The sequence below is a fragment of the Ruegeria sp. HKCCA0235A genome, assembly GCF_013033235.1.
Taxonomy (GTDB): domain Bacteria; phylum Pseudomonadota; class Alphaproteobacteria; order Rhodobacterales; family Rhodobacteraceae; genus Ruegeria.
Map to the genome: position 1 here is coordinate 102,578 of NZ_WQDQ01000012.1, position 21,776 is coordinate 124,353.

The window sequence follows — 21,776 nt, forward strand, 5'->3', positions numbered from 1 at the left end:
TGGGCCGAGCTGATGTTAGTTTGAAGAATTTCGATCATTTTGCAACCGGTTTCAAAATTTCTTCCATCCGAACCGGTTTTCCTGCCCGCGCCGACAGGGTTGCGGCCTCGGCCATCGCCAGCGCTGCAACACCGTCCTTCAGCGTGACCGGAACTTCGGATCCACTTTCAACAGCGTCGACAAATGCGGCCCATTCCACGCGGTATGCAGGCATGTAGCGTTCCAGGAAAAAATAGGTCGGCTTGGCACCCACGACACCGTCCGCCGTTGACTTTATGACAGTGTTTTCCAGCATGTTCTGAGCCTGTAGCAACCCCTCGGACCCCAGCAGTTCGACCCGCTGGTCATAGCCATAGGCCGCGCGCCGCGAATTCTTGATGACCGCGATGCGGCCATCCGCGTAAGTCATTGTAACTGCCGCTGTATCCACATCCCCCGCGGCGCCGATTTCAGCATCCACAAGCGAAGACCCAACCGCCGAGATTGTTTCGGGAACGCCCCCCATCAGGAAGTTCGCCATGTCAAAATCATGGATCATCATGTCCCGAAACAAGCCGCCAGACACCTTTACGTAGCTGACCGGTGGTGGCGCCGGGTCAAAAGATGTGATCGACAGGAGCTCTGCCTTGCCAATCTCACCCGCATCCAACCCCGCCTTCAAGGTCGCAAAATTGGGATCAAATCGCCGATTGAACCCTATCATGACCGGCTTGCCGCGTTCCGAGACCGAATTGAGACATTCCGTGGCGCGCTTCAGGTCCAAATCAACGGGCTTTTCACACAGAACGGCTTTTCCTGCACCTGTGGTTGCTTCAATCAGGTCAGAATGCGTATCTGTTGGAGTTGCAATCAGAACCGCGCCGATTTCCGGATCCGCAATGATCTCTTCGGAACTGCGCGCCTCGGCCGCATGATCGCTGGCAAGGCTGGCCGCGGCCTCGGGCAAGGCATCGGAAACAGCAATGAGTTTGCTGCCCGGATGCGATGCAATCGCCTGCGCATGAACACGCCCGATGCGCCCGGCACCCAACAATCCGACGTTCAACATACAGATCTCCCGAATCTTGTTGTTGCGCGCAACAATGATTCTATTTGCAACCGGTTGCAATATTTTTTTCACAACCTTGGCGCTTTTACGGCTCAGGCCCCAAATCATCCTGAAGAATTCGCGTTATGACCCCGGATCCCGATCTGCCAGCTGCAACTCACACGCTGAAATCCGCGCATTGGCCGTCCTACGGGAATCCCCCAATTTCGGAACATGGTGAATCAGGTTAATGTTTGGTTAAGGAACACACACTACCACTCTGTGACCCCTTAGAAGGGCTGGCATGACCCCCTCGTCCAGCCCTTCATACCTCACCCAACAACCGCGAAGAAACAGCCCGCATTGCGGCCTGACGTGTTCATCGAAATCGAAATTCGAGAATGGCGATCCCTGAAGGACTCGAACCCTCAACCTGCTGATTAGAAGTCAGCTGCTCTATCCAGTTGAGCTAAGGGACCGCTGCACCCTTCTTGCGGTTTTTACGAGCGGGGTTCAAGAGCCAAGCGCATGAATGCGCTGTTCGGATCGTCATTGTACCCAAAGATCGGTCCGCAATAGGAATAACCCAACGCTTCGTAAAGCTTGCGGGCGGCATCATACTCTGGAAGATGCTCTGCCCCGGTTTCCAAAACCAAAGCTTTTACGCCTTCTGCGCGCGCCAGATCGGCCAGATGAGTCATCATGACACGCGCAAGTCCGCGCCCCCGTGCCTGTGCGAGGATATGCACCGACTTCACCTCGGCCGTGCCATCGGGCAACAGCTTCAAGGCGCCGCAGCCCAACGCCTGCTGATCGTCGTAAATCGCACAGAATCGAATGCCCGGTCCGGCCAGTGATTCTGCGCTCATCGTATGGTTGCTTTCCGCAGGACCGGCCGATTCGCTGTGGGCGAAATGAGCTTCCACAATCGGACGCAACACGTCCGAGGTGGGGTCGGCCTCGCGAATTTCGATCATTCAGTGTGTCCAGGGGCCACGGCGGTCAGTGGCGAAGTTTTCTCCGTAACCACGCGCGCGCAGGTTGGGTTTGCGCTTGTGCGGCTCGCTGACCTGCGCATCGATACCATTGTCCCTGGCATAATCCATCGCCTCTTTCTTGGTGTCGAATTTCAGGCGTATCTGGGTTTGCGTGTCATTGGATGATGTCCAGCCCATCAGCGGATCAACCTCACGTGCCGAAGCGGGGGCATATTCCAGAACCCACTTGCGGGTCTTGGCCATCCCTGAAGTCATCGCATTCCTTGCAGGCTGGTAAATCCGTGCGCGCATGTCGCCTCTCCGTACTCACTTGGCTGGACCTGTTTATGCGTCAGAGCGCAGCCCGGGACAAGACAACAATTGTCGCGGATTGTCGAAGCAAGCCAATGACAGAAACTGTCATCAGGGCCAACTATGATCTTCGACAAATCAGCCGAAGGATAAGCAGATGATTCATAGTGAATGCATTCTGGGCGTCGACGCGAACCCCGGGAACAACCGGGCGATGCCCTCGACCGAAGCCCATACCGTAATCGCCGTCAAACCGATGGTGACGAAAGCTCTCGACGGCGAACTTGCCGCGTTGGCCGGCAAGGTTGGTTCGGATCACGATCCGGATGCGTATCTGCCCAGTGTCGAAACTGGGAGATTTGTACCGGATCAGCCCTTGCAGTTGGACAAAATAAGAACAAATGTAAGGGCCTGATCCGGAGCCTGCCCATGCCATACGCCCATTCCGACAAGACCCAAATGACAACCGAAGATGTTCGGGCCCGCCTGAAACTGGAAGGCGGCAAACGGTTTGTCATGCATACGGAGTTCGCCCCCGCAGGAGACCAGCCAACCGCGATCAAGGAACTTGCGGGCGGCATTCTGGATGGAGAGCGCGATCAGGTTCTGTTGGGGGCGACCGGTACGGGCAAAACCTTCACCATGGCCAAGGTGATCGAGGAAACCCAACGCCCCGCCATCATCCTGGCCCCCAACAAGACATTGGCGGCGCAGCTATATGGCGAGTTCAAAGGCTTCTTCCCGGAAAACGCGGTCGAATACTTCGTCTCCTACTACGACTACTACCAGCCCGAGGCCTATGTCGCGCGATCGGACACCTATATCGAGAAGGAATCGCAGATCAACGAACAGATCGACCGGATGCGCCACTCGGCCACCCGCGCGCTGCTGGAGCGTGACGACGTGATCATCGTGGCTTCGGTCTCGTGCATCTATGGCATCGGCTCGGTCGAGACCTACGGGGCGATGACACAGGATCTGAAGGTCGGGCACGGATACGACCAGCGGCAGGTGATGGCCGATCTGGTGGCCCAGCAATACCGCCGCAACGATCAAGCCTTCCAGCGCGGCAGCTTCCGGGTGCGGGGCGACAGCCTTGAAATCTGGCCCGCCCACCTTGAGGATCGCGCCTGGAAATTCTCGTTCTTCGGTGAGGAACTGGAAAGCATCACCGAATTCGATCCGCTGACCGGCGAGCGCGCCGCGACAATGGAACAGGTGCGCGTCTATGCGAACTCGCACTATGTCACGCCGAAACCGACGATGCAGCAGGCCATCATCGGCATCAAAAAGGAACTGCGCCAGCGGCTGGATCAACTGGTGGGCGAGGGCAAGCTGCTCGAGGCGCAGCGGCTGGAACAGCGCACCAATTTCGATCTGGAGATGCTCGAGGCCACCGGCGTCTGCAACGGGATCGAGAACTACTCGCGCTACCTCACCGGCCGCGCGCCGGGTGAGCCGCCCCCGACGCTCTTCGAATTCATCCCCGACAACGCCATCGTTTTCGCCGATGAATCCCACGTCAGCGTGCCGCAGATCGGCGGCATGTATCGGGGCGATTATCGGCGGAAATTCACGCTGGCTGAACACGGCTTCCGCCTGCCGTCCTGCATGGACAACCGCCCCCTCAAGTTCGAGGAATGGGACGCCATGCGCCCGCAATCCGTCTTCGTCAGCGCCACCCCGGCAAAGTGGGAGATCGAACAGACCGGCGGCGTCTTCACCGAACAGGTGATCCGCCCCACGGGCCTTTTGGACCCCGAGGTCGAAATCCGCCCCGTCGAGATGCAGGTCGACGACCTGCTGGACGAGGTGCGCAAGGTCGCGGCCAATGGCTTCCGCACGCTGGTCACCACGCTGACCAAACGCATGGCCGAGGACCTGACCGAATATCTGCACGAACAGGGCATAAAAGTCCGCTACATGCACTCGGACATCGACACGCTGGAACGAATCGAGATCCTGCGCGACCTGCGGCTGGGCGCATTCGACGTGCTGGTCGGCATCAACCTGCTGCGCGAAGGGTTGGACATCCCCGAATGCGGGCTGGTCGCCATTCTGGATGCGGATAAAGAGGGCTTCCTGCGCTCGGAAACCTCGCTGATCCAGACCATCGGCCGCGCCGCGCGGAACGCCGAAGGCCGCGTGATCATGTATGCCGACCGCATCACCGGCAGCATGGAACGCGCGCTGGAGGAAACCAACCGCCGCCGCGCCAAGCAGATCGCCTATAACGAAGAACACGGCATCACGCCCGAGACGGTGAAGAAGAATGTCGATGACGTTCTGGCCGGTCTCTATCAGGGCGACGTGGACATGAACCGCGTCACCGCCACCATCGACAAACCGATGCACGGCGCGAACCTCGAGGCGCATCTGGATGGTCTGCGCGACAAGATGCGCAAAGCTGCCGAGAACCTGGAATTCGAAGAGGCCGCCAATATCCGGGATGAGATCAAACGTTTGGAAGCGGTCGATCTGGCCGTCGCCGACGACCCCATGGCGCGCCAATGGGCGGTCGAGAAAGCCTCGGAAGACGCGGTGAAATCGCGCGGCCGGTCAACGGCTGGGAGGCCGGGGCAACGAGGTGGGAATGTGAAGCGGCGGAAGCGGTGAGCGCACCTCCGGATTATGTTTAGAGACTACATTTATGAAACACCACTCTTACGTCACAATAAAGAACTTAGCTGCACCGATTATTCTAGAAGCGGATGCAGCGAACTGGCCCACACTAGAAATCAATGCGAAACAGTTAGTTCGAGTTTATCAACCAATAATCAGTGGCCCGGTAAATAGGTCCACAAACCCTACAATCGATCTGCAAACGATTTTTAGCATCACGAACTCCAATGGGAACACAACGAATATAAGTGGGCTAAGATTTCTTCCGAATTTAGACGCAGAAGGGGAGCAGCCAACAGCTACATTTTTTTCATCAGAAATCTTTGACGGAACTGCGAGTATATTCCCAGCTAACACTATAGTTTTTGAAACTCGGTCACATACAGATGAGACCAATGTGTTTGCTGGTTTCGTGCGAAATTTTCGGCGCGCTACTCGCCAAGTTTGGTTAAACCGCATCGGGAACGTTTTGGAGTTGCCAGACACGATCCGCTATGGGCTTGATGTTGAAAGAAACGCTGAGTCACCGGTTAGAAGTATCGAGGTAAAGTTCGGCTTCAGCGGGATATACCGTGCAAGTTTTCAACATTGGGAAGAAGCTTGGAAAAACGCCGAAACCTCATATGCGCCTGTGCCTTTTGACTTCGTCCAAGATGCTCATTTTTCCATGTATATGGGTAACTTTAGTGATTTTGTGTTAAGAGCCGCTATCGCGATCGAAGTATTAAAGTATCACCTTTGGGACACCCTCTACGCTTCTCATCGTTGCGAAGCAAAGGACCAAAAGTCCGCAAACAATGACACCAAGAAAATTCATAGGTATTTCAGCGAAGTCCTCAAGGATATCACTGGTATATCTCTGTTGGCTAGCGATCCAAAAACGCACTACACAATTAAGAAGTGCTGGGAGTTGAGAGGCCTAATAGCCCACGGGAAACATGACAAATGCGCTGCCCTAATTAAAGAAGAAGAAAAAGATAACTTTCAGTTTGAGTTGGTGGAGGCGCTGTATTCTTTGTCAGAATTTGTCCAGACTGCTGTTTCAGAGCGATCATAGAATGACTTTTCTAGCTCATCTCTTTCGCATCGCCCCACACTCCACCCTTGCCACCCACCTCCCCCTCCTCCACGTTTGAAATCACAAATTGTGATTCCAAACGGTTGCCATGACGAACACCCTGCCCTCCACGCATGAGGTCCAAAGCGCCATTCACCGGGTGCGGGGCACCCGCGTGGTGCTGGCCGAGGATCTGGCGCGGTTCTACGGAAAATCCGTCAGCGCCTTCAATCAGGCGGTGGCGCGCAACAAGGATCTGTTCGAGGGCTACCGCTTTCAGCTGACCGACGACGAGGTGGCCGATTTGATATCACAGAATGTGATCTCAAAACCCAAGGGCCGCGGTGGGCGGCGGGTCAATCCGTGGGTCTATACCGATTACGGCGTGGCCATCGCCTCGACCCTGTTCAAGGACCCGCGCGCGATCAAGATCACCCGGATGATCACCGAGGCCTTCGTCGACGGCGCCAACGCCCTGACTGAGACCCCGCGCAGCGCGCCCGAGATCCTGCCGCCCGAAGGCACCCCTGCCCCGCTGCTGCCCAATGGCGATCAGTTGCGGGCGCTGGCCGAAAACATCCTCGATTCCGGGCAGCAAAGCCTTGTCGATTATATCGCCAACCCCACCACCAAGCGCCAGCAGGCCGTGGCCGTGATCATGAAGACGTTGGCGGAAACCGCAGGCGAAGAGGTGCGCACCCAGCACGAGCGTCTGCGCCTGCGCATCGCTGAACGGTTGGCCGCCGGCGATTATGCCGATGATGATGACCGCAAGGGGTTGCTGGACCTGCTGAATGCGATGAAAGGCTGACGCAGCCCTTGCCCCGGACCTTTCGGCCGCTAGACTCCGGGACATGCGCGTTGTCTTGTTATCACTGATCCTCGGCACACCCGCCGCCGCGTGGGAAGCAACGGTGGGCCAGATCTGCACCCTGTCACACGTGACGGATACGGCAGAGATATTCCTGACCTATGACCCGGCAAAGCCGCTCTATACCCTGTCCGTTACCCGCAAGACCGAAGGCTGGACAAACACCCCATGGTTCGCGATGCGGTTCGAGGGGCCAAACCCCATCGAAATCGCCACTCCGCATCATGTCCTGTCTGACGGTGCATCATCGTTGACGGTCACTGATACAGGATTTGGAAACGTGCTGGACGGGCTGGAATACAACCTGACCGCCTATGCATTCACGCAGGACAGGGTGACTGAATTTCCCTTGAACGGTGCTGCGCCCCAGGTTCGCATTTTTCGCGAATGCGCCGGGGCCCAGCTGTCCTGACCGGGTCAGAAATCGAACAGATCTTCCAGAAAACCGCCTCGTTTCTTTTTCTTGCGATAGCCGTGATCCGCCCGGTCATCATAGCCGGATTGTGGCGGAGGCGGTGGAGCATAAGCTGTCGACCGCTCAATGATCTTGTCCAGTTCGCCCCGATCCAACCAGACACCTCGGCATTGCGGACAATAGTCGATTTCAACCCCGTTTCTGTCCGTGATGACCAGTTGAGTTCCGTCAATCGGGCATTGCATCATACGATCTCCTGTTTTGCCATCTAATCTATATGAGATGGGGTTGATCCGCTGCATTGCCATCCCTCTGTGACATGACGCCCGTTCGCTTGGGTCAAGCTGGATGACACAAGCAACCGGCCCCGGCCCGAGCAGATTTTCTGGACTTCGCGATTACAACCGTCAGGGGCGCACGAACTTTGCCGTTCCAAGAGACCGCTGTTGCGGTTCTGGACTGTTGTGAACTGGCGGCGCAGTTGCCCGGGGCGGGCTGGCAGCGCCACAGGCGACCCCGTCGCCATCCGGGTCATTGCGCTTGTGATAACCCGCCTGCCCCTCGTAAAACGGCCCCACCCCCAGCGACTGCGTTGCATCACAACCTGCCAATGCGATCAGGTGGATCACCGCCTCTTCCCGCTCAAATTCGGACAGGCGCAGAAAAACACCCGTGGCGATCAGCACGGTGGTCAGCGGCAACAACAGAACCATGACCAGTATGCGTAGCGGAGACAGCGCATGCCTGCGCGTCGCCTCTGCGCGCCGGTGTCGTCTGGACGGCCGCGGCTTCGGATCAGGCGTATCCTGCGAGGGTTTCTTGAACAGCATCGTCTGATCTGTAACGTCGATTTGTGGCAAAGCCGAGGCAATCCGATATCGCTGAGGTAAAACAAATGGCACAATCCACTTCAGACACTTAAGGTGGCAGGGAACCTGTCATCTGCCCGATTTTTTGCTGCCGAACCGATATCGTGACCCAATCCGATCCTTATCACACGCCTGACGCAGCGGCGCGCTTGCAAGCACAGGACTTTCTCTTTCAGGCCAAATTTGCCGCACTGGCCTTTCTGCGCCCTGACACCGGGTTGCCGTCTGTCTCACGGATCGCGTTGGCCACGGATGAAGCAGGTTGCCCTGTCTCGCTGATTTCAACCCTTGCGGAACATACGCGCGCCCTGAGCACTTGCCCCAACTGCGCCCTTCTGATCGGAGAGCCCGCAGACAAGGGCGACCCGCTGACTCATCCGCGCTTGACATTGCACGTGATCGCTCAGCCAGTTCACCGGGACTTGGCAGGCTATGGTGACTTGCGCGACCGGTACTTGGCGCGACGGCCCAAAGCGAAACTCTATATCGATTTCGCCGATTTCGGACTGGTCCGGTTCGCCATTCAGGACGGCCTTTTGAACGCCGGATTTGGTAAGGCTTATCGCCTTACCGCACAGGATTTCTAGCCATCAGCGGACCACATGCACGGCACATCCCGCATGACGAACGACATGAGACGCGGTAGAGCCCAGAAGCAGGTCCTGCATCCCCGGCCGGTGGGACGCAATTATGATCAGATCGGGCTTGTTCGCCTCGGCCCAATCCAGAATGGTCCGGCCGGAATGTCCCTCGATCACCAAACCCTTGGCATTCCGCAGCTGCGATGCCAGTTCATCCAGTTCTGTCTGAATCGCCTTACGCGCCTCTGTCAGATATTCGGACGGCATATACGAGATTGCATAGTTGGGAATATGCTCGACCACATGCAACAATGTCACCTGCGCGTCTGGCGTGGCCAGAATCTGGGCCAGCTTCAAAGGCCCAGATGTATCTCTTTCAGCATCGAACGAGATGGGGACCAGAATGTTGTGATACATGATGTGAGCCTCCATTTTTGCAGGCTAACTTTGAAACAGATATGAATTGCAGGCTTTGATTCAGGTCAGGAACTGCCGAATGTCTCAGCGACGTCATACATGACCGGCTCAAAGCTTTTGCAGAGTTCGTTGATCTTGCGGTTGCGATCGCGCATCTCCGGCGTGCGCAGCATGGCAAGGAAATCTTCGCGGCGTTCCCATTGCGAATAGTTTGCTATTCGGGTTTGTGCGTCATTGACGTGCAGCCCGGCGGAAACGAAACCTGGCTGCTTCGAAATGAACTCGGCATAGGCATCCGTCAGAGCTTCCAGAAGGTCCTGGCAGGTGCCAGGCGTCATTTCAAAGGTCGTGATAACTGTTTGAACACTGGCGTTTTTGGCGATTTTCAGCATCGGGATTCTCCACTTTCTGTCCCAAGCCTAACACATGAAAATGAAACGTAGCCTATTTCCTGCCGACCTTGCAAACCGGGTCAGTCATTTACGGTCAGATCAGAGTGAAATGGCCACCCTTTTCGGGGTGGCCAGACAGCCTTTTAACGTTCCATGCGCATCAGAACCGAGGCCGTACCTTTCACATGCTCTGGCCAACGCAACAGAAAAATGTCGCCTGTCGCCCCCTGTTCGACCTCAACATGAGGCGCACTGAAGACATGGTTGTTGAACACCCCTGAAAGCACACCGATCGTCGCAACCCCATCGCAGCCTCGTGCCTTGCCGTCGAAAGGCAACTGCCCGTTTGCCGAAACAGGCCAAAGATTGGACACCGAGTGCTGCGTATAGCGAACCCTCAACGGGTTTGCGGATTTCCTGGTTACGCCATGATACGTATTGTTCTGGAAAGTCACGTTCGTGTGCCTGTCTTTGTTCAAGTCGGCGAAGGTTGTATCTACACGTTCCGCTCGAAAGATCCCACCGCTCGTGGCACGAAACTTGTTGCCGGTCACGACCAGGCCATTGAGAAAATGCCCGGGCCCATAGGGGCGAATGACGATGAAACTAAACCAGGACGGGGCCTGACTAGAATAAAAGATGTTGTCCGTGATGCTCATCGCACTGAACGAAAAACCACTCGTGTATGTCGGCGACGGGTCGCGTTCATTCGTCCATTCGATGAAACAGTTGTCGACATAATTCTCGGCGATAGTGGAACTGTTGTAGGTGCCAATCATGATCAAACCGGCCGTACGCACACCTTGCGGGATGCTATCGCCCTGAAAGACATGGTTGCCCAGAATCATGTTGTTGTCACCGCCCAGAACAGCGAAATGTCTGAAACGCACGGCTCGGTTGTGGCGCAGCTTCACATCGTTTGAATTGGTATTCAACGCAATGGAATACCGGTCCGTAACGACAAGGGCTTCTTCTGCTGACAGGAACTGGCAATTGTCGATCAGCATGCCCTTGCACCCCGTTCCGGTCGACGTGATCCCCCGGTCTTTCGGGCGGCTGACAAAACAGTCGTTCAACGAAAATGTACTGCCGGCGGCCGCCAAACGAATTCCGCTGCATCGGCTGTTGCATTGAAATTCGATCTGCTCCATGCCGAATTTTCGAAGCGTGCTGAAGCCGCTGAAATCCAGCAGGTACTTGAATGAATAGAACGAAAAGGACTGGGTCCCCGACGCCCCCACAAGAGGCGCGCTCAGTGTGATCTCACCCGCACCGACGTTCTTTGACCGTACATAGATTTCACGCCCGACTCCGCTGCCGGCAACGTAGGACCCGACGGGAATGTTGGCGACATTCGCGACATTGGTCAGACGCGTTTTGTCCGACGGATCATAGGTCGCAGTCGAGGTGAACGTTTCCGTATCCCAAGCCGAACTGCTTTTGACGTCAAACTGACCATTCCGGATCACGCGGCGGGTTGAAAAACCACTCTGCTTGTTGGGAACCGCTGCGGCCATGTCGATCGGCGCGGTGACGCAAATCTTGCGACCACCCAAATCCAGCGAGTCATGATCCGAATTGTTCAGAAGGGCCTGAAACGCTTTTTTGAACGCCAGTTCTTCGTCTCCGAAAGCCGAAATGTAAGCCGGCAGATGGAAATCCTTTGTCAGCAACAGCATCTTGTCATCCGGCATGGTGACTGTGCCTTCAAAGTCCATTTCGGACGTCATACTGGTGTTTTCGGCCAGGTGATAAGTCCCTTGCGGAACGTAAACCCGACGGCCACCCGCCGCCTGATCGGCCGCTTCAAATGCAGCTGAATCATCCGTCACACCGTCGCCGATGGCCCCATAGTCGCGCACATCCACAACACTGATCATCTCACGCAGGAAGACACCGGTGACATCCGTGATCTCCAGGTCGTCGACACGCACCAGCGCCCCATTCGCGCCCTCAATATCCAGACCGAAATGGCCATACAGGGCGGCCAGCCCCCAAGGCATGTCCACGCCGGGGCGTTTGCCGGTTCCGACAATCGCCGTTACTTCGTGCACGCTTCCATAGCCCGACAACTGTGTTGCGGGCCCCTGCTCCACGACACCTGCCACATGCGTGTCCCCTGCGCCCCCGGCCCAGGCCGCTATGCGCACCGACGGCAAAGGGCCGCTGATCGCCTTGACCCGCGCTTTGATCTGCAAATAGCAACCGGGCAAAATCGGCGTCTGGCCCATATACCGAAGCTGTTGGGTGGTTTGGACTTTCAGGATCTCCAGACAGCCACCAAAATCGGCATCCGCAGGCACGAAAACCCCCGTACCGGATCCGCCATATGTGGGCGAGCCAGGCGTTCCGTCCCCCGCAGACCAAACGGTCAGGCCATTCGCGAATTGAGGCGGCATGAAGACGATGCCGTCAGTGATTGCCTTGTTCATTGAAAACCCTTTCTAAATCGCGCCGCACCAATCTGGCGACGCGTCCAAACCCCGTGTCCAGGTCCGCCCCGAACGCGTCAGTCTGAATACCGAAAGAGAGTTAACCACGGCTCATATCACCGTAACGGTGGTGTTGCCTCAGGCCGCAGGGTCAGCGTTGCCCAACAATTGGACGCCGTTGATTTTCCAACCGTCCTCCAGAGGGATCATCTGATAGTCCAGTATGTGCACACGCCCGTTTGCGTCGGCGATCATCACCTTCTGCCACAGGGCTCCTGCAATTTCACGCAACTCCAGAAAACGTATGTCGGAAGGACGCCAGACCATCGGATACCCATTGCGTACCATTGCTCCGAAATTGTCGGGGTTCTGAAAAAGGCGCTGGATACTGGGGCTGGCAAAGGTGAAGGCCGTGGCAAAATCATCCGCCTTGAAGGCCTGTATCTGCGCGGAAATGTTTGCTTCGATCTCTGCGTTTTGCGCAAATGCGCCCGACCCCAGCCCAACACTCAGGGATACAGCAAGTAAAAATCGACGCATGGGGCCACCTCCTGCAAAAAAGAGTAGCCCCATACGGGATCAGGTCAAATCAGACCAACTCTCCGGCCAGCGCCTTGTCGATCAGGGCAATTGTTTCAGGCACACCGTACAGCGCGATAAAGCCGCCAAAACGCGGGCCCTGCGATGCACCCAGAAGCACTTCGTACAACGCCGTGAACCAACCGCGCATGGGGTCGAACCGCTCCCGCCCGATGGAATAGACCACTGATTGCAGCGCCTCGTCCTCGGTCGGGCCATCATAAGCCTCAAGCGCGGCTTTCAGCGCTTCCAGCGCCTCGCGCTCCTGATCCGTGGGTGCGCGATGTTTGCGCGTTGGTTTGACGAAATCGTTGAAGTAGCGAACCGCGAAGCCCGCAGCCTGATCCAGATCGGGATGGCTTTCAGCCGTTGCTTCCGGCGCATAGCGGCGAATAAAGCCCCACAGCGTCTCCTTGTCTTCCGCGCCCGAGACCGACGCCAGGTTCAGCAACATCGCAAACGGTACGATCAGGGTCGATTCGGGAACGTCGCCACCATGAATGTGCCAGACCGGATTATTCAGCTGAGCTTTCAGGTCCTGCCCCGGATAGGCGCGCAACTGTTGATGATATTCATCATAAGCCTTCGGGATCACGTCGAAATGCATCCGCTTGGCCGTTTTGGGCTTTTGATACATGAAATACGCCAGGCTTTCGGTTGGCGCGTAGGTCAGCCATTCGTCGATCGACACGCCGTTGCCGGACGATTTCGAGATCTTCTGGCCATTCTCATCCAGGAACAGTTCATAAGAAAAATGCTCGGGCGCACGGCCGCCCAATGCACGGCAGATCGCGTCATAGATCTTTTCGTTGGTAGCATGTTCCTTGCCGTACATCTCGAAATCGACGCCCAGCGCTGCCCAGCGCGCCCCGAAATCAGGCTTCCATTGCAATTTCACGTTGCCGCCAGTGACGGGCACGGTCCATTCCTTGCCGTCCTCGTCATCGAATGTGACGGTATAGGTCTCTGCACACACTTTCTTCATCGGCACATACAGAACCCGCCCGGTTTCCGGATGGATCGGCAGGAAAATCGAATAGGTCTGTTGGCGCTCTTCCCGAAGGCTTTTGAGCATGATGGCCATGATGTCGTCATAGCGCTCGACCGCGCGCTTAAGGATCTCGTCGAACTGGCCTGAACGATAGAAATCGCGTGCCGAATAGAACTCATAGTCGAATCCGAAGGTATCAAGGAACCGGCGCAACATCGCGTTGTTGTGCTCACCAAAGCTGGGGTATTCGCCAAATGGATCGGGAACCGAAGTCAACGGGCGCTGCAAATGTTCTTCAAGCGCCTCCGGGTTGGGCACGTTGCTGGGCACTTTGCGCATCCCGTCCAGATCGTCCGAAAAACAGATCAACTTGGTCGGTATGTCCGAAAGCGCCTCGAACGCGCGCTTGACCATCGTGGTCCGCGCGACCTCGCCGAATGTTCCGATATGCGGCAAGCCAGACGGGCCGTAACCGGTTTCGAACAGCACATACCCCTTTTCCGGAGCGCCCTTCTGATAGCGTTTGAGCAACCGGCGCGCCTCTTCAAAAGGCCAGGCCTTGGACGACATAGCGGTTTCACGCAGTTCAGACATTTCAATGTGCTCCATCGGGGAAAGTGTCGCGGTCACCCCATGCAACCGGACCGGCCCCTCCTATTGTGCCAGTGCAGCATGAGTCAATAAAGCAGTGGCGCAATTCGCGACACACTGCGCCAAAAAACAGTCGCCCTCGGGCAGGTAGGGAAACGTTCCTTGGCCCGCAAACACTCTGCCCGGGATATCTGCGCTGCATTTTCACCGGCCAGCCTTGCTCAGGCCACATTGTTGGGCCGATTGTTCACCCGAAACAAAAAAGACACGGGCGCGGGCGCAAACTTGACCCGGTTGTTTCGCACGTTCACCGGGCAGTGTTAGACAAAGGCGACACGGGGGCGTTCCCCGGACCAGAGGAAACGGGATGCGACGCGAAACCACCAACCGTATACGCTTTGTACTCGAAGATATCGTACCGCCTATCCTGCGTGACAGCGCCGCGTTTCATTGGCTGGCATGCAGGGTTTGGGGTGACCATATCACGCGCCTTGCCGAATTCCGTGAACGCGCAACCTATCTGACGGATGACGAATACGAAAAACTCTACCGCGATCATCCGCGCGTACATCAGGGCACCGACAATTCCGAAGCCTGCATCAAGCGGATTGCCAAGGATATCGTCGGGCAAAGCATCTGCGATATCGGCTGCGGCACCGGAGTTCTTTTGCAACGCATAAAGGCCGCCCGGCCCGACATCACGCAACTGACAGGGGTGGATTTCGTCGTCGATGATGCGGCTGCCATCGACAATATCGACTATGTTGCAGCTCGGATCGAAGAACTGCCGTTTGAAGACAACAGCTTTGACACCGTAATCTGTACCCACGTGATCGAGCATCTTCTGGATTACCGGCAAGCGATCGCTGAACTGCGTCGTGTCGCGCGAAAACGCGTCATTATCGTCGTTCCGCGTGAACGCGAAAGCAGGTACACTTTCAATCCGCATTTCAACTTTTTCCCCTACACCCACAGCTTTCTGCGCGCGGTGTATCCCAGCCCGGACATCCATGTCTGCGAAGACCTGGGGCGCGACATCTACTATTGCGAAGACCGCCCCGAGGAAAAACCGGAACCGGAGCACCAAGGATGACTCCGCCCGCCCCAACGACACTGGTCTGGGCTGGTTTGCTGTTCACACCAGTTATGATCTCGGCCGGGCAAATTCTGTTCAAACTGGCGGGAAACCGGATTGATGGGCGCGAAGCCACCGGATTGGCGGGCCTCATCCAGACGCTGTTCGATCCTTTCCTTTTGACAGCCTTTGCCATCTATGGCTCGGCTACGGTGCTGTGGGTGTATGTCCTGCGGTATCTGACTCTGTCCCAGGCCTACCCTTTTATGGCCCTCAGTTTCGTTCTTGTGCCACTGGCCTCGCACGTCTTCTTCGGCGAAACACTTGGGCTGCGCTACTGGCTGGGGGCCGCGCTTTTGATTTCGGGAATGATGGTCATGAATACCTGATCGCGCGGGATGGATGAAACAAGGTGTTGAACCTGACCCGCTGCGCTCATATCGTGCGTCCTCGAACGACCCCAATCAGGACCATCCCATGACCGAGCAAGTGCCCCACCCGATGTCCCCGCAGGATTGCCTTGTGGCGATCATGGTTGCAGTCTCGGCCTCTGACGAAAACATCCGAACCGCCGAGCTGGTCAAGATCGAGGTTGCCGTGAACATGCTGCCGGTCTTTGCCGGGTATGACATCGACCGGACCCGTCGTGTATCACAGATTGTTTTTGACCTGTTCGAACAGGAAGACGGTTTGGATGCGCTGTTTGGACTGATCCGCGAAAACCTCCCCGAGCGTCTGAACGAAACAGCCTATGCGCTGGCTTGCGATGTTGCAGCCGCCGACGGTTCGCTGGCTGAAACGGAACTGCGCCTGCTGGAAGAAATCCGGTACGAACTGAATATCGACCGTTTGCATGCCGCCGCAATCGAACGCGGGGCACGCGCGCGCCACACGGTCTGATCTTGGCAATCTGCGAGTTTTAGCTTCCGTAGAGTGCGCCCCAACGTTCCAGCAAGGCCCGTTGCAGTTTCCGCGACCTGCGGTTCCAGCTTCGCGCGCCTTCAGGCCGTTCGCGTTGTGCGCGAGGAATCTTGGCGCGGTGGGCCACGTCCGCCGTAAAAATGGCAAAGGCCAGATCGACCCCGTCCGCCGTTGTCAGGAAACCGCCCAACCCGGATACGAAGTTCAATGTGCCTGTCTTGGCATCGACCTTGATCGGGTGGTTCTTTACCGGCCGCCCATTTCGATCCGTCAAGGCAAAAGGCTTCATCAATGGGCGCAATACGCCCATTTTCCGGGCCGCGACAAGGGCCGCAACCAGATCCGCCGGCACCATACGCGAGGCATCGCCAAGACCGGAATGATCGACCATCGCGATCCCGTTCACGCCAAAGCTCTGAGACGCCCAACGGTTCATCTCGGCCGCCGACTCCGCCAGGTTGCGCGGGTCAACGCCCCGCGCTTTGGTTGCGGCCAGTCCGACCATCTCGGCCGTCAGGTTGGTTGAGTATTTCAGCATCCCGCGCAAAATACTGTCCAATGGATCGCTGCGATGCACGACGAGGTCGACACCTTTTGGCGCCTCTCGTGTCACCTGCACCCGATTCAGAACGATTCCATTGGATCGGGCCAAAGTACGAAACACATCACCCGCGTACAATGCGGGTTTGCGCACAGGCAGCCAGCGCGCCCCGCCATTGCCCAGCGCGCCCTTGGCCACGGTCCAGCGGTCCTGCCGCGCACTTGGCTGATAGGTATAGATAGGCAAGCTGCGGTTCTCGACCCGCATGGCTGCCACATCCACTGCCGGCACATATCGTGCGCTGCGTGCATCCATGGTCACATCGTAACCCTTACCGGCACGCTTCCACTCGAAATGGACCCGATTGAAATTCAACGATATCCCGCTTACCGCCGGGCTGTACCCCACATGATCCGGCTGACCGGGATCAATGCTGAACACGAAGGGCAGCGCCCCGTCATAGACCCTGAAGGCTCCTCGAACTTCGGTGATTCCGGCCTCGCGCAGGTTGGCCGCCATCGTGGCCAGCGCATCCGTATCCAACAGCGGGTCACCCCCGCCTGCCAGTATCAGATCGCCATGCAAAATCCCGTTTTCAATTGGCCCATCTGCGATCAAACGGGTTTCGAACCGGTGGTCGGGTCCCAGAACGTCCAGCGCGAAAAGCGCGGTCATCGCCTTGCCGACACTGGCCGGGGGCAAGCCCGCACCTTCACCAAAAACCTCCAGCGGCTTTCCGGTCGCCACATCCGCGACGGCGAAAACAACTTCGCCCGTCAACCCTGCGGCCGCAACCAAACGCTCGGCGCCACTCAACAGCGCCGCACGCGCGCGCGGCCTGAGCGAGACCAGCGGCGCCTGCGCCAGACCAGCTGCCGGGATCAGAGACGCCCCCAATCCTCCCAGAAACACACGACGTGAAAAACGACCAGCCATAGTTGGAATAAAATCCCACAGATCAAATGCGCGCAACCACTCGCTGCGATTATGCGCCGGGCAAGGCTATTCCGGCAACACTTCCGCGCGCCATTCGCCGCGCGTCCGAATTTCCGTGGAACTGACATCAACCATCGGCACATTCACGAAACACCAGGCCGGAGCTTGCGCCCGCCCCAAAAGATGCCGCGCCTGCCCGTCGATCCTGTACTTGGCATAGACCCGCGCCGCCCTGGACATCCGGGCAGATATCCGGTCGCCGGGCCGTGCGACCACACCGACAGGGACACTGTCCATGATCCCTCGCCAATCTTTCCAACGGTGAAATTGCGCCAGATTGTCCGCCCCCATCAGCCAGACAAATCGCACCTGTGGATACAATCGCTGCAACGCTGTCAGAGTATCCGCAGTCGCGCGTGTACCTGTCAGCGCCTCGATGTCCGTCACCTCGACACGCGGATGCTGCATCACATTCCGCGCTGCCGCCATTCGCCTGTCCATGGGCGCGGGCCCGCGTTCCTTCAACGGATTGCCCGGCGATACCAGCCACCAAACCCGATCCAGCCCGAACGCCTTCATCGCCTCAAGCGTGACGTGCACATGGCCCTGATGCGGTGGATCAAACGACCCGCCGAACAGACCGACGACCTGTCCAGGTCGCGCATAGGGTATGCCGTACCGCTCCATACCCTGCTGATGTTCAGAACTGCGAGGCGTTGTCAATCAACAGGTTGCACCACATCACCCAGCTGAACCCGCCCGGGTCGCACGACTTCGGCGCACCATCCTCCGTGCCCACGCACGGAGGAATAGCCACCCTTGCCCAGCGCTTCTTCCATCCGGCTGCACGGCGCACAAATCACGGTGAGGCGCAAAACTGCCTCGCCCACCTGCACCTCGCGCCCTTTGAGCGCCGTCAGATTTATCCCCGAAACCACCAGGTTGCGCCGAAGGATCACAGGCGCAACCGGCCCCTGCCCCAGGTACGACCCAATCGCCGCCAGATGCTCCTGCTGGATCAAAGTCACCGCCCGCTTGCCAACGCGGGCACGGTCACTGATCAGACCGGCCTCAGTAACCACGGATTCCTCCAGTAACACCATCTCGGCCCGGCGCTGTGGTCGCGCTCCGATCCAAGTCACGCAACCGGGCTGCGCCCAACCCGCAATCAATTCGGCCAGTTCCGACATAACACCCCCATTTACAGCGCACCCACACTATGCCGCCCGACCCAAAGACGAAATTCACAATACCACCAGCTTGCCCCGCCCGTCCCGCTCGGATATCCAGCGTTTCAACCAAATTTCCCGACCCAGAGGACGCGACATGGCCGCCTATCAATATGTCTACCACATGCAGGGTGTCACCAAGACCTATCCCGGTGGCAAGAAGTGCTTTGAAAACATCCACCTCAGCTTTCTGCCTGGCGTGAAAATCGGTGTCGTCGGCGTCAACGGCGCCGGTAAATCGACGCTGATGAAGATCATGGCCGGCCTCGACACCGACTTCACCGGCGAGGCATGGGCCGCCGAGGGCGCCAAGGTCGGCTATCTGCCGCAGGAACCGCAACTGGATGAATCCCTGACCGTTCGCGAAAACGTCATGCTGGGCGTGGCCGGGAAAAAGGCCAAGGTCGACCGATTCAACGAGATCGCGATGGAGATCGCCGAGAACTACTCGGACGAGCTGATGGAGGAAATGACCACCCTGCAGGACGCGATCGACGCGGAAAACCTGTGGGATCTGGACAGCCAGATCGATGTCTCGATGGAGGCGCTGCGCTGCCCGCCGGACGACGCCGACATCGCCAATCTCTCGGGCGGTGAAAAACGCCGCGTGGCGCTGTGCAAGCTGCTGCTGGAAGCGCCCGACATGCTGCTCCTGGACGAGCCGACCAACCACCTGGACGCGGAAACCATCGCCTGGCTGCAACAGCACCTGATCGACTACAAAGGCACCATCCTGATCGTCACCCACGACCGTTATTTCCTGGATGACATCACCGGCTGGATTCTCGAGTTGGACCGCGGTCGTGGCATTCCGTACGAAGGCAACTACTCTTCGTGGCTGGAACAAAAGGCCAAGCGGCTTGAGCAAGAAGCCCGCGAGGACAAATCCAAGCAGAAGACGCTTCAGCGCGAACTGGAATGGATGCGTCAGGGTCAAAAGGCGCGTCAGGCCAAATCCAAAGCCCGGATCAACGCCTATAACGAGTTGGCGGAACAGTCCGAACGCGAAAAGCTGACCCGCGCTCAGATCGTCATCCCCAACGGCCCGCGCCTTGGCAGCAAGGTGATCGAGGTCAACGGGCTGGCCAAGCACATGGGCGACAAGCAACTGATCGAAAATCTCTCGTTCAGCCTGCCGCCCGGTGGCATCGTCGGCGTGATCGGCCCCAACGGCGCCGGTAAATCGACCCTGTTCAAAATGCTCACCGGCCAGGAAAAGCCCGACGCCGGCACCATCGAATACGGCGATACGGTGCAGCTGTCCTATGTCGATCAGTCGCGCGACGACCTCAACGACAACGACACCGTGTGGGAGGCGATCACCGGCGGCGCCGAGATCATCCAGCTGGGCGACGCGCAGGTCAATTCCCGCGCCTATTGCTCGTCCTTCAACTTCAAGGGCGGCGACCAGCAGAAAAAGGTCTCTCTGCTGTCAGGGGGTGAGCGCAACCGCGTCCACATGGCCCGCCTACTGAAAGAGGGCGGCAACGTCCTGCTGCTGGACGAACCGACCAACGACCTCGACGTCGAAACCCTGCGCGCGCTGGAAGATGCGCTTGTCGATTTCGCCGGCTGCGCCGTGGTGATCTCGCACGACCGTTTCTTCCTCGACCGGATCTGTACGCACATCCTGGCCTTTGAAGGTAATGCCCATGTGGAATGGTTCGAGGGCAACTTCGAGGATTACGAAGAGGACAAAAAGCGCCGTCTGGGACCGGACGCGCTGGAGCCCAAGCGGTTGAAGCATAAGAAGTTTGCGCGATAGGCTTGACTCTGTGTGCCGCAATCTGTTGCTACTTCTGCTTAACAACTCTTGATTGTTAGGCAGAAGTAAGGTTGCAATTTGAAGTTCAAGAACATTGAAGTAAACCATTTAGTTGTTAATCCAAATAACGACAGGCACGGACCGCAAGGCAACGAGCAGGCCGCAATCAATTGGTTGTTTGAAACACTCGGTCCCAAAATGATCCGGCTTGCGGAAGATATCGCATTCCAAGGTGAGGTTTTCGACCCTCCTTTGGTTAAGAAATTGAATGGAAAGTATGTAGTTTATGATGGTAATCGCCGAGTGGCGTGCGCAAAGGCGCTATCCGGGCTTTGCTCTGTTCCATCACCTTACTCCAGTAAAATTTCTAGCATTGCAGCTAGCAATAATTGGGTGGCGTTGACGCACATGCCCTGTCAGGTGGAATCTGATCAGCGGGTAATTGAAGATATAGTTAGCCGCAGACACAATGGGACTGACGGAGGGCGTGGGCAACTCAGGTGGGATACGCGTGCGAAAGCAAATCACGCAAATCGAGTTGGTGCCACAAATCAATATCCAATTGCCGAAGCGGTTGAAGATTATCTGCACGCTAGCGGGTATCCAAGAGCGCGGAAAATAGGTCGATCAACTCTGTTCAGGTTGATTAACGCGAAGAAGCGACAAGAACGTTTGGGAATATACTTGAATGAAAATGGCACACTCGGGCTCACAAGGTCCAAACAAGATGTCATCGAAGTACTCTCAAAAATCGCCGACGACATAGTCGAAAAGAAATTGACCTTGAGAAACGTACTGAATTCTTCTGGCGTAAATCAATACATGGATTTGTTAGAAAGAGAAGATCTTCTAGAAGGCAAAAACACATCAAATATCGAGGAGAAAAAGAAACCTTCTCAGGCGGAAAAAACTTCGGGAAAATCGCCAAAGAAAAAGCCCCCGAAACGAGACTACTTAATACCAAAAACCGATTACGATATCCTCTGGCGGCCAGGCCAGCACAAGATTGAATTGATCTGGCAGGAATGAGCAGCCTCATCTGACTGGTCCAAATTGATTGTTAGTGCATTGTCGGCCTGCGATCCATTGGTATGATGGCTTCGGGCGCTGGCGGGCGATAGCCCAGTGCACTGTGGGGCCGCTTTGTGTTGTAGTGTCTCCTCCATTGTTCGATCA

General features: G+C 57.0%; 25 protein-coding genes and 1 tRNA gene. 11 read left to right on the forward strand and 15 right to left on the reverse strand.

Annotation, left to right across the window (positions count from 1 at the left end; genetic code table 11):
• Window positions 1–34: 34 nt before the first annotated feature.
• From iolG to GOW56_RS18615, 4 genes are all read right to left on the reverse strand, one after another.
• Window positions 35–1,048 (reverse strand): inositol 2-dehydrogenase, encoded by a 1,014-nt coding sequence (gene iolG / locus GOW56_RS18600; protein ID WP_171206825.1) that lies wholly within the window; start codon window positions 1,046–1,048, stop codon window positions 35–37.
• A 381-nt stretch (window positions 1,049–1,429) separates the two neighbouring features.
• Window positions 1,430–1,506 (reverse strand) — tRNA-Arg (locus tag GOW56_RS18605).
• 21 nt (window positions 1,507–1,527) lie between these two features.
• Window positions 1,528–2,004 (reverse strand): GNAT family N-acetyltransferase, encoded by a 477-nt coding sequence (locus tag GOW56_RS18610; RefSeq protein WP_171206826.1) that lies wholly within the window; start codon window positions 2,002–2,004, stop codon window positions 1,528–1,530.
• Complete coding sequence (locus GOW56_RS18615) at window positions 2,005–2,316, reverse strand: ETC complex I subunit (RefSeq protein WP_152459136.1); 312 nt, start codon at window positions 2,314–2,316, stop codon at window positions 2,005–2,007.
• A gap of 157 nt (window positions 2,317–2,473) precedes the next feature.
• Between GOW56_RS18615 and GOW56_RS18620 the strand changes: the two genes are divergently transcribed.
• The 5 genes from GOW56_RS18620 (at window position 2,474) to GOW56_RS18640 (ending at window position 7,278) form a co-directional block, all read left to right on the forward strand.
• Window positions 2,474–2,731, forward strand: coding sequence for a hypothetical protein (locus GOW56_RS18620; RefSeq protein ID WP_171206827.1), 258 nt, complete (start codon window positions 2,474–2,476; stop codon window positions 2,729–2,731).
• Between the two features lie 14 nt (window positions 2,732–2,745).
• Window positions 2,746–4,932, forward strand: coding sequence for an excinuclease ABC subunit UvrB (uvrB, locus tag GOW56_RS18625; protein ID WP_305849506.1), 2,187 nt, complete (start codon window positions 2,746–2,748; stop codon window positions 4,930–4,932).
• A gap of 34 nt (window positions 4,933–4,966) precedes the next feature.
• The gene (locus GOW56_RS18630) at window positions 4,967–5,995 is read left to right on the forward strand and encodes a hypothetical protein (protein WP_171206828.1); all 1,029 of its coding nucleotides are present in this window, start codon (window positions 4,967–4,969) and stop codon (window positions 5,993–5,995) included.
• Window positions 5,996–6,104: 109 nt separating this feature from the next.
• Entirely contained in the window at window positions 6,105–6,806 is a 702-nt protein-coding gene (locus tag GOW56_RS18635; protein ID WP_171206829.1) for an ORF6N domain-containing protein, read from the forward strand.
• Between the two features lie 43 nt (window positions 6,807–6,849).
• Window positions 6,850–7,278 (forward strand): excinuclease ABC subunit B, encoded by a 429-nt coding sequence (locus tag GOW56_RS18640; RefSeq protein WP_170347321.1) that lies wholly within the window; start codon window positions 6,850–6,852, stop codon window positions 7,276–7,278.
• 5 nt (window positions 7,279–7,283) lie between these two features.
• On the opposite strand, the gene GOW56_RS18645 is transcribed toward GOW56_RS18640, so the two are convergent.
• On the reverse strand, window positions 7,284–7,526 hold the full coding sequence (locus tag GOW56_RS18645; protein WP_170347365.1) for a zf-TFIIB domain-containing protein: 243 nt from the start codon (window positions 7,524–7,526) through the stop codon (window positions 7,284–7,286).
• 162 nt (window positions 7,527–7,688) lie between these two features.
• Window positions 7,689–8,141, reverse strand: a complete 453-nt coding sequence (locus GOW56_RS18650; RefSeq protein ID WP_254447257.1) for an excalibur calcium-binding domain-containing protein — start codon at window positions 8,139–8,141, stop codon at window positions 7,689–7,691.
• 113 nt (window positions 8,142–8,254) lie between these two features.
• Here GOW56_RS18650 and GOW56_RS18655 point away from each other — a divergent pair, with 113 nt between their 5' ends.
• Window positions 8,255–8,737: a pyridoxamine 5-phosphate oxidase gene (locus GOW56_RS18655; RefSeq protein ID WP_171206831.1), complete on the forward strand. Its 483-nt coding sequence runs from the start codon at window positions 8,255–8,257 to the stop codon at window positions 8,735–8,737.
• A gap of 3 nt (window positions 8,738–8,740) precedes the next feature.
• On the opposite strand, the gene GOW56_RS18660 is transcribed toward GOW56_RS18655, so the two are convergent.
• The 5 genes from GOW56_RS18660 to GOW56_RS18680 form a co-directional block, all read right to left on the reverse strand.
• Complete coding sequence (locus GOW56_RS18660; RefSeq protein ID WP_171206832.1) at window positions 8,741–9,148, reverse strand: universal stress protein; 408 nt, start codon at window positions 9,146–9,148, stop codon at window positions 8,741–8,743.
• Window positions 9,149–9,213: 65 nt separating this feature from the next.
• Window positions 9,214–9,540 carry an antibiotic biosynthesis monooxygenase gene (locus GOW56_RS18665; RefSeq protein WP_152459145.1) on the reverse strand — a complete coding sequence of 109 codons (327 nt, stop codon included), beginning with the start codon at window positions 9,538–9,540 and terminating at the stop codon, window positions 9,214–9,216.
• A 143-nt stretch (window positions 9,541–9,683) separates the two neighbouring features.
• Window positions 9,684–11,972, reverse strand: a complete 2,289-nt coding sequence (locus GOW56_RS18670; RefSeq protein WP_171206833.1) for a glycosyl hydrolase family 28-related protein — start codon at window positions 11,970–11,972, stop codon at window positions 9,684–9,686.
• 138 nt (window positions 11,973–12,110) lie between these two features.
• A complete protein-coding gene (locus tag GOW56_RS18675) occupies window positions 12,111–12,512 on the reverse strand; it encodes a DUF4864 domain-containing protein (RefSeq protein WP_171119016.1) in 402 nt (133 codons plus the stop codon).
• A gap of 49 nt (window positions 12,513–12,561) precedes the next feature.
• Window positions 12,562–14,136 (reverse strand): lysine--tRNA ligase, encoded by a 1,575-nt coding sequence (locus GOW56_RS18680; protein WP_171206848.1) that lies wholly within the window; start codon window positions 14,134–14,136, stop codon window positions 12,562–12,564.
• Window positions 14,137–14,500: 364 nt separating this feature from the next.
• On the opposite strand from GOW56_RS18680, the gene GOW56_RS18685 reads away from it, so the two are divergent.
• From GOW56_RS18685 to GOW56_RS18695, 3 genes are all read left to right on the forward strand, one after another.
• Window positions 14,501–15,226: a bifunctional 2-polyprenyl-6-hydroxyphenol methylase/3-demethylubiquinol 3-O-methyltransferase UbiG gene (locus GOW56_RS18685; protein WP_171206834.1), complete on the forward strand. Its 726-nt coding sequence runs from the start codon at window positions 14,501–14,503 to the stop codon at window positions 15,224–15,226.
• Complete coding sequence (locus tag GOW56_RS18690; protein WP_216597870.1) at window positions 15,223–15,597, forward strand: EamA family transporter; 375 nt, start codon at window positions 15,223–15,225, stop codon at window positions 15,595–15,597. Before GOW56_RS18685 ends, GOW56_RS18690 begins: the two co-directional genes overlap by 4 nt.
• An 88-nt stretch (window positions 15,598–15,685) precedes the next feature.
• Complete coding sequence (locus GOW56_RS18695) at window positions 15,686–16,108, forward strand: tellurite resistance TerB family protein (RefSeq protein ID WP_152459150.1); 423 nt, start codon at window positions 15,686–15,688, stop codon at window positions 16,106–16,108.
• Between the two features lie 19 nt (window positions 16,109–16,127).
• On the opposite strand, the gene dacB is transcribed toward GOW56_RS18695, so the two are convergent.
• From dacB to GOW56_RS18710, 3 genes are all read right to left on the reverse strand, one after another.
• Complete coding sequence (gene dacB / locus GOW56_RS18700) at window positions 16,128–17,606, reverse strand: D-alanyl-D-alanine carboxypeptidase/D-alanyl-D-alanine-endopeptidase (RefSeq protein ID WP_171206835.1); 1,479 nt, start codon at window positions 17,604–17,606, stop codon at window positions 16,128–16,130.
• A gap of 66 nt (window positions 17,607–17,672) precedes the next feature.
• Window positions 17,673–18,293: a nicotinate-nucleotide adenylyltransferase gene (locus GOW56_RS18705; protein ID WP_152459921.1), complete on the reverse strand. Its 621-nt coding sequence runs from the start codon at window positions 18,291–18,293 to the stop codon at window positions 17,673–17,675.
• 32 nt (window positions 18,294–18,325) lie between these two features.
• Window positions 18,326–18,796 carry an MOSC domain-containing protein gene (locus GOW56_RS18710; RefSeq protein WP_171206836.1) on the reverse strand — a complete coding sequence of 157 codons (471 nt, stop codon included), beginning with the start codon at window positions 18,794–18,796 and terminating at the stop codon, window positions 18,326–18,328.
• Window positions 18,797–18,932: 136 nt separating this feature from the next.
• Between GOW56_RS18710 and ettA the strand changes: the two genes are divergently transcribed.
• Window positions 18,933–20,600 (forward strand): energy-dependent translational throttle protein EttA, encoded by a 1,668-nt coding sequence (ettA, locus tag GOW56_RS18715; protein ID WP_171206837.1) that lies wholly within the window; start codon window positions 18,933–18,935, stop codon window positions 20,598–20,600.
• 78 nt (window positions 20,601–20,678) lie between these two features.
• Window positions 20,679–21,629 (forward strand): hypothetical protein, encoded by a 951-nt coding sequence (locus GOW56_RS18720; protein WP_171206838.1) that lies wholly within the window; start codon window positions 20,679–20,681, stop codon window positions 21,627–21,629.
• 31 nt (window positions 21,630–21,660) lie between these two features.
• Here the strand turns inward: GOW56_RS18720 and GOW56_RS18725 are convergent.
• Window positions 21,661–21,776 (reverse strand): integrase core domain-containing protein (locus GOW56_RS18725; RefSeq protein WP_171206292.1); only part of this gene is annotated, 116 nt, incomplete at its 5' end.

Bases quoted from the DNA above. Each gene is read 5' to 3' on its own strand.
- GOW56_RS18640 (WP_170347321.1), top strand. From the start codon at position 6,850: ATGCGCGTTGTCTTGTTATCACTGATCCTCGGCACACCCGCCGCCGCG.
- GOW56_RS18680 (WP_171206848.1), bottom strand. From the start codon at position 14,136: ATGTCTGAACTGCGTGAAACCGCTATGTCGTCCAAGGCCTGGCCTTTT.
- GOW56_RS18630 (WP_171206828.1), top strand. From the start codon at position 4,967: ATGAAACACCACTCTTACGTCACAATAAAGAACTTAGCTGCACCGATT.
- GOW56_RS18620 (WP_171206827.1), top strand. From the start codon at position 2,474: ATGATTCATAGTGAATGCATTCTGGGCGTCGACGCGAACCCCGGGAAC.
- GOW56_RS18710 (WP_171206836.1), bottom strand. From the start codon at position 18,796: ATGTCGGAACTGGCCGAATTGATTGCGGGTTGGGCGCAGCCCGGTTGC.
- GOW56_RS18635 (WP_171206829.1), top strand. From the start codon at position 6,105: ATGACGAACACCCTGCCCTCCACGCATGAGGTCCAAAGCGCCATTCAC.
- GOW56_RS18690 (WP_216597870.1), top strand. From the start codon at position 15,223: ATGACTCCGCCCGCCCCAACGACACTGGTCTGGGCTGGTTTGCTGTTC.
- GOW56_RS18695 (WP_152459150.1), top strand. From the start codon at position 15,686: ATGACCGAGCAAGTGCCCCACCCGATGTCCCCGCAGGATTGCCTTGTG.
- GOW56_RS18705 (WP_152459921.1), bottom strand. From the start codon at position 18,293: ATGGAGCGGTACGGCATACCCTATGCGCGACCTGGACAGGTCGTCGGT.
- GOW56_RS18665 (WP_152459145.1), bottom strand. From the start codon at position 9,540: ATGCTGAAAATCGCCAAAAACGCCAGTGTTCAAACAGTTATCACGACC.
- GOW56_RS18660 (WP_171206832.1), bottom strand. From the start codon at position 9,148: ATGTATCACAACATTCTGGTCCCCATCTCGTTCGATGCTGAAAGAGAT.
- GOW56_RS18615 (WP_152459136.1), bottom strand. From the start codon at position 2,316: ATGCGCGCACGGATTTACCAGCCTGCAAGGAATGCGATGACTTCAGGG.
- ettA (WP_171206837.1), top strand. From the start codon at position 18,933: ATGGCCGCCTATCAATATGTCTACCACATGCAGGGTGTCACCAAGACC.
- GOW56_RS18675 (WP_171119016.1), bottom strand. From the start codon at position 12,512: ATGCGTCGATTTTTACTTGCTGTATCCCTGAGTGTTGGGCTGGGGTCG.
- GOW56_RS18670 (WP_171206833.1), bottom strand. From the start codon at position 11,972: ATGAACAAGGCAATCACTGACGGCATCGTCTTCATGCCGCCTCAATTC.
- iolG (WP_171206825.1), bottom strand. From the start codon at position 1,048: ATGTTGAACGTCGGATTGTTGGGTGCCGGGCGCATCGGGCGTGTTCAT.
- GOW56_RS18685 (WP_171206834.1), top strand. From the start codon at position 14,501: ATGCGACGCGAAACCACCAACCGTATACGCTTTGTACTCGAAGATATC.
- GOW56_RS18645 (WP_170347365.1), bottom strand. From the start codon at position 7,526: ATGCAATGCCCGATTGACGGAACTCAACTGGTCATCACGGACAGAAAC.
- uvrB (WP_305849506.1), top strand. From the start codon at position 2,746: ATGCCATACGCCCATTCCGACAAGACCCAAATGACAACCGAAGATGTT.
- dacB (WP_171206835.1), bottom strand. From the start codon at position 17,606: ATGGCTGGTCGTTTTTCACGTCGTGTGTTTCTGGGAGGATTGGGGGCG.
- GOW56_RS18610 (WP_171206826.1), bottom strand. From the start codon at position 2,004: ATGATCGAAATTCGCGAGGCCGACCCCACCTCGGACGTGTTGCGTCCG.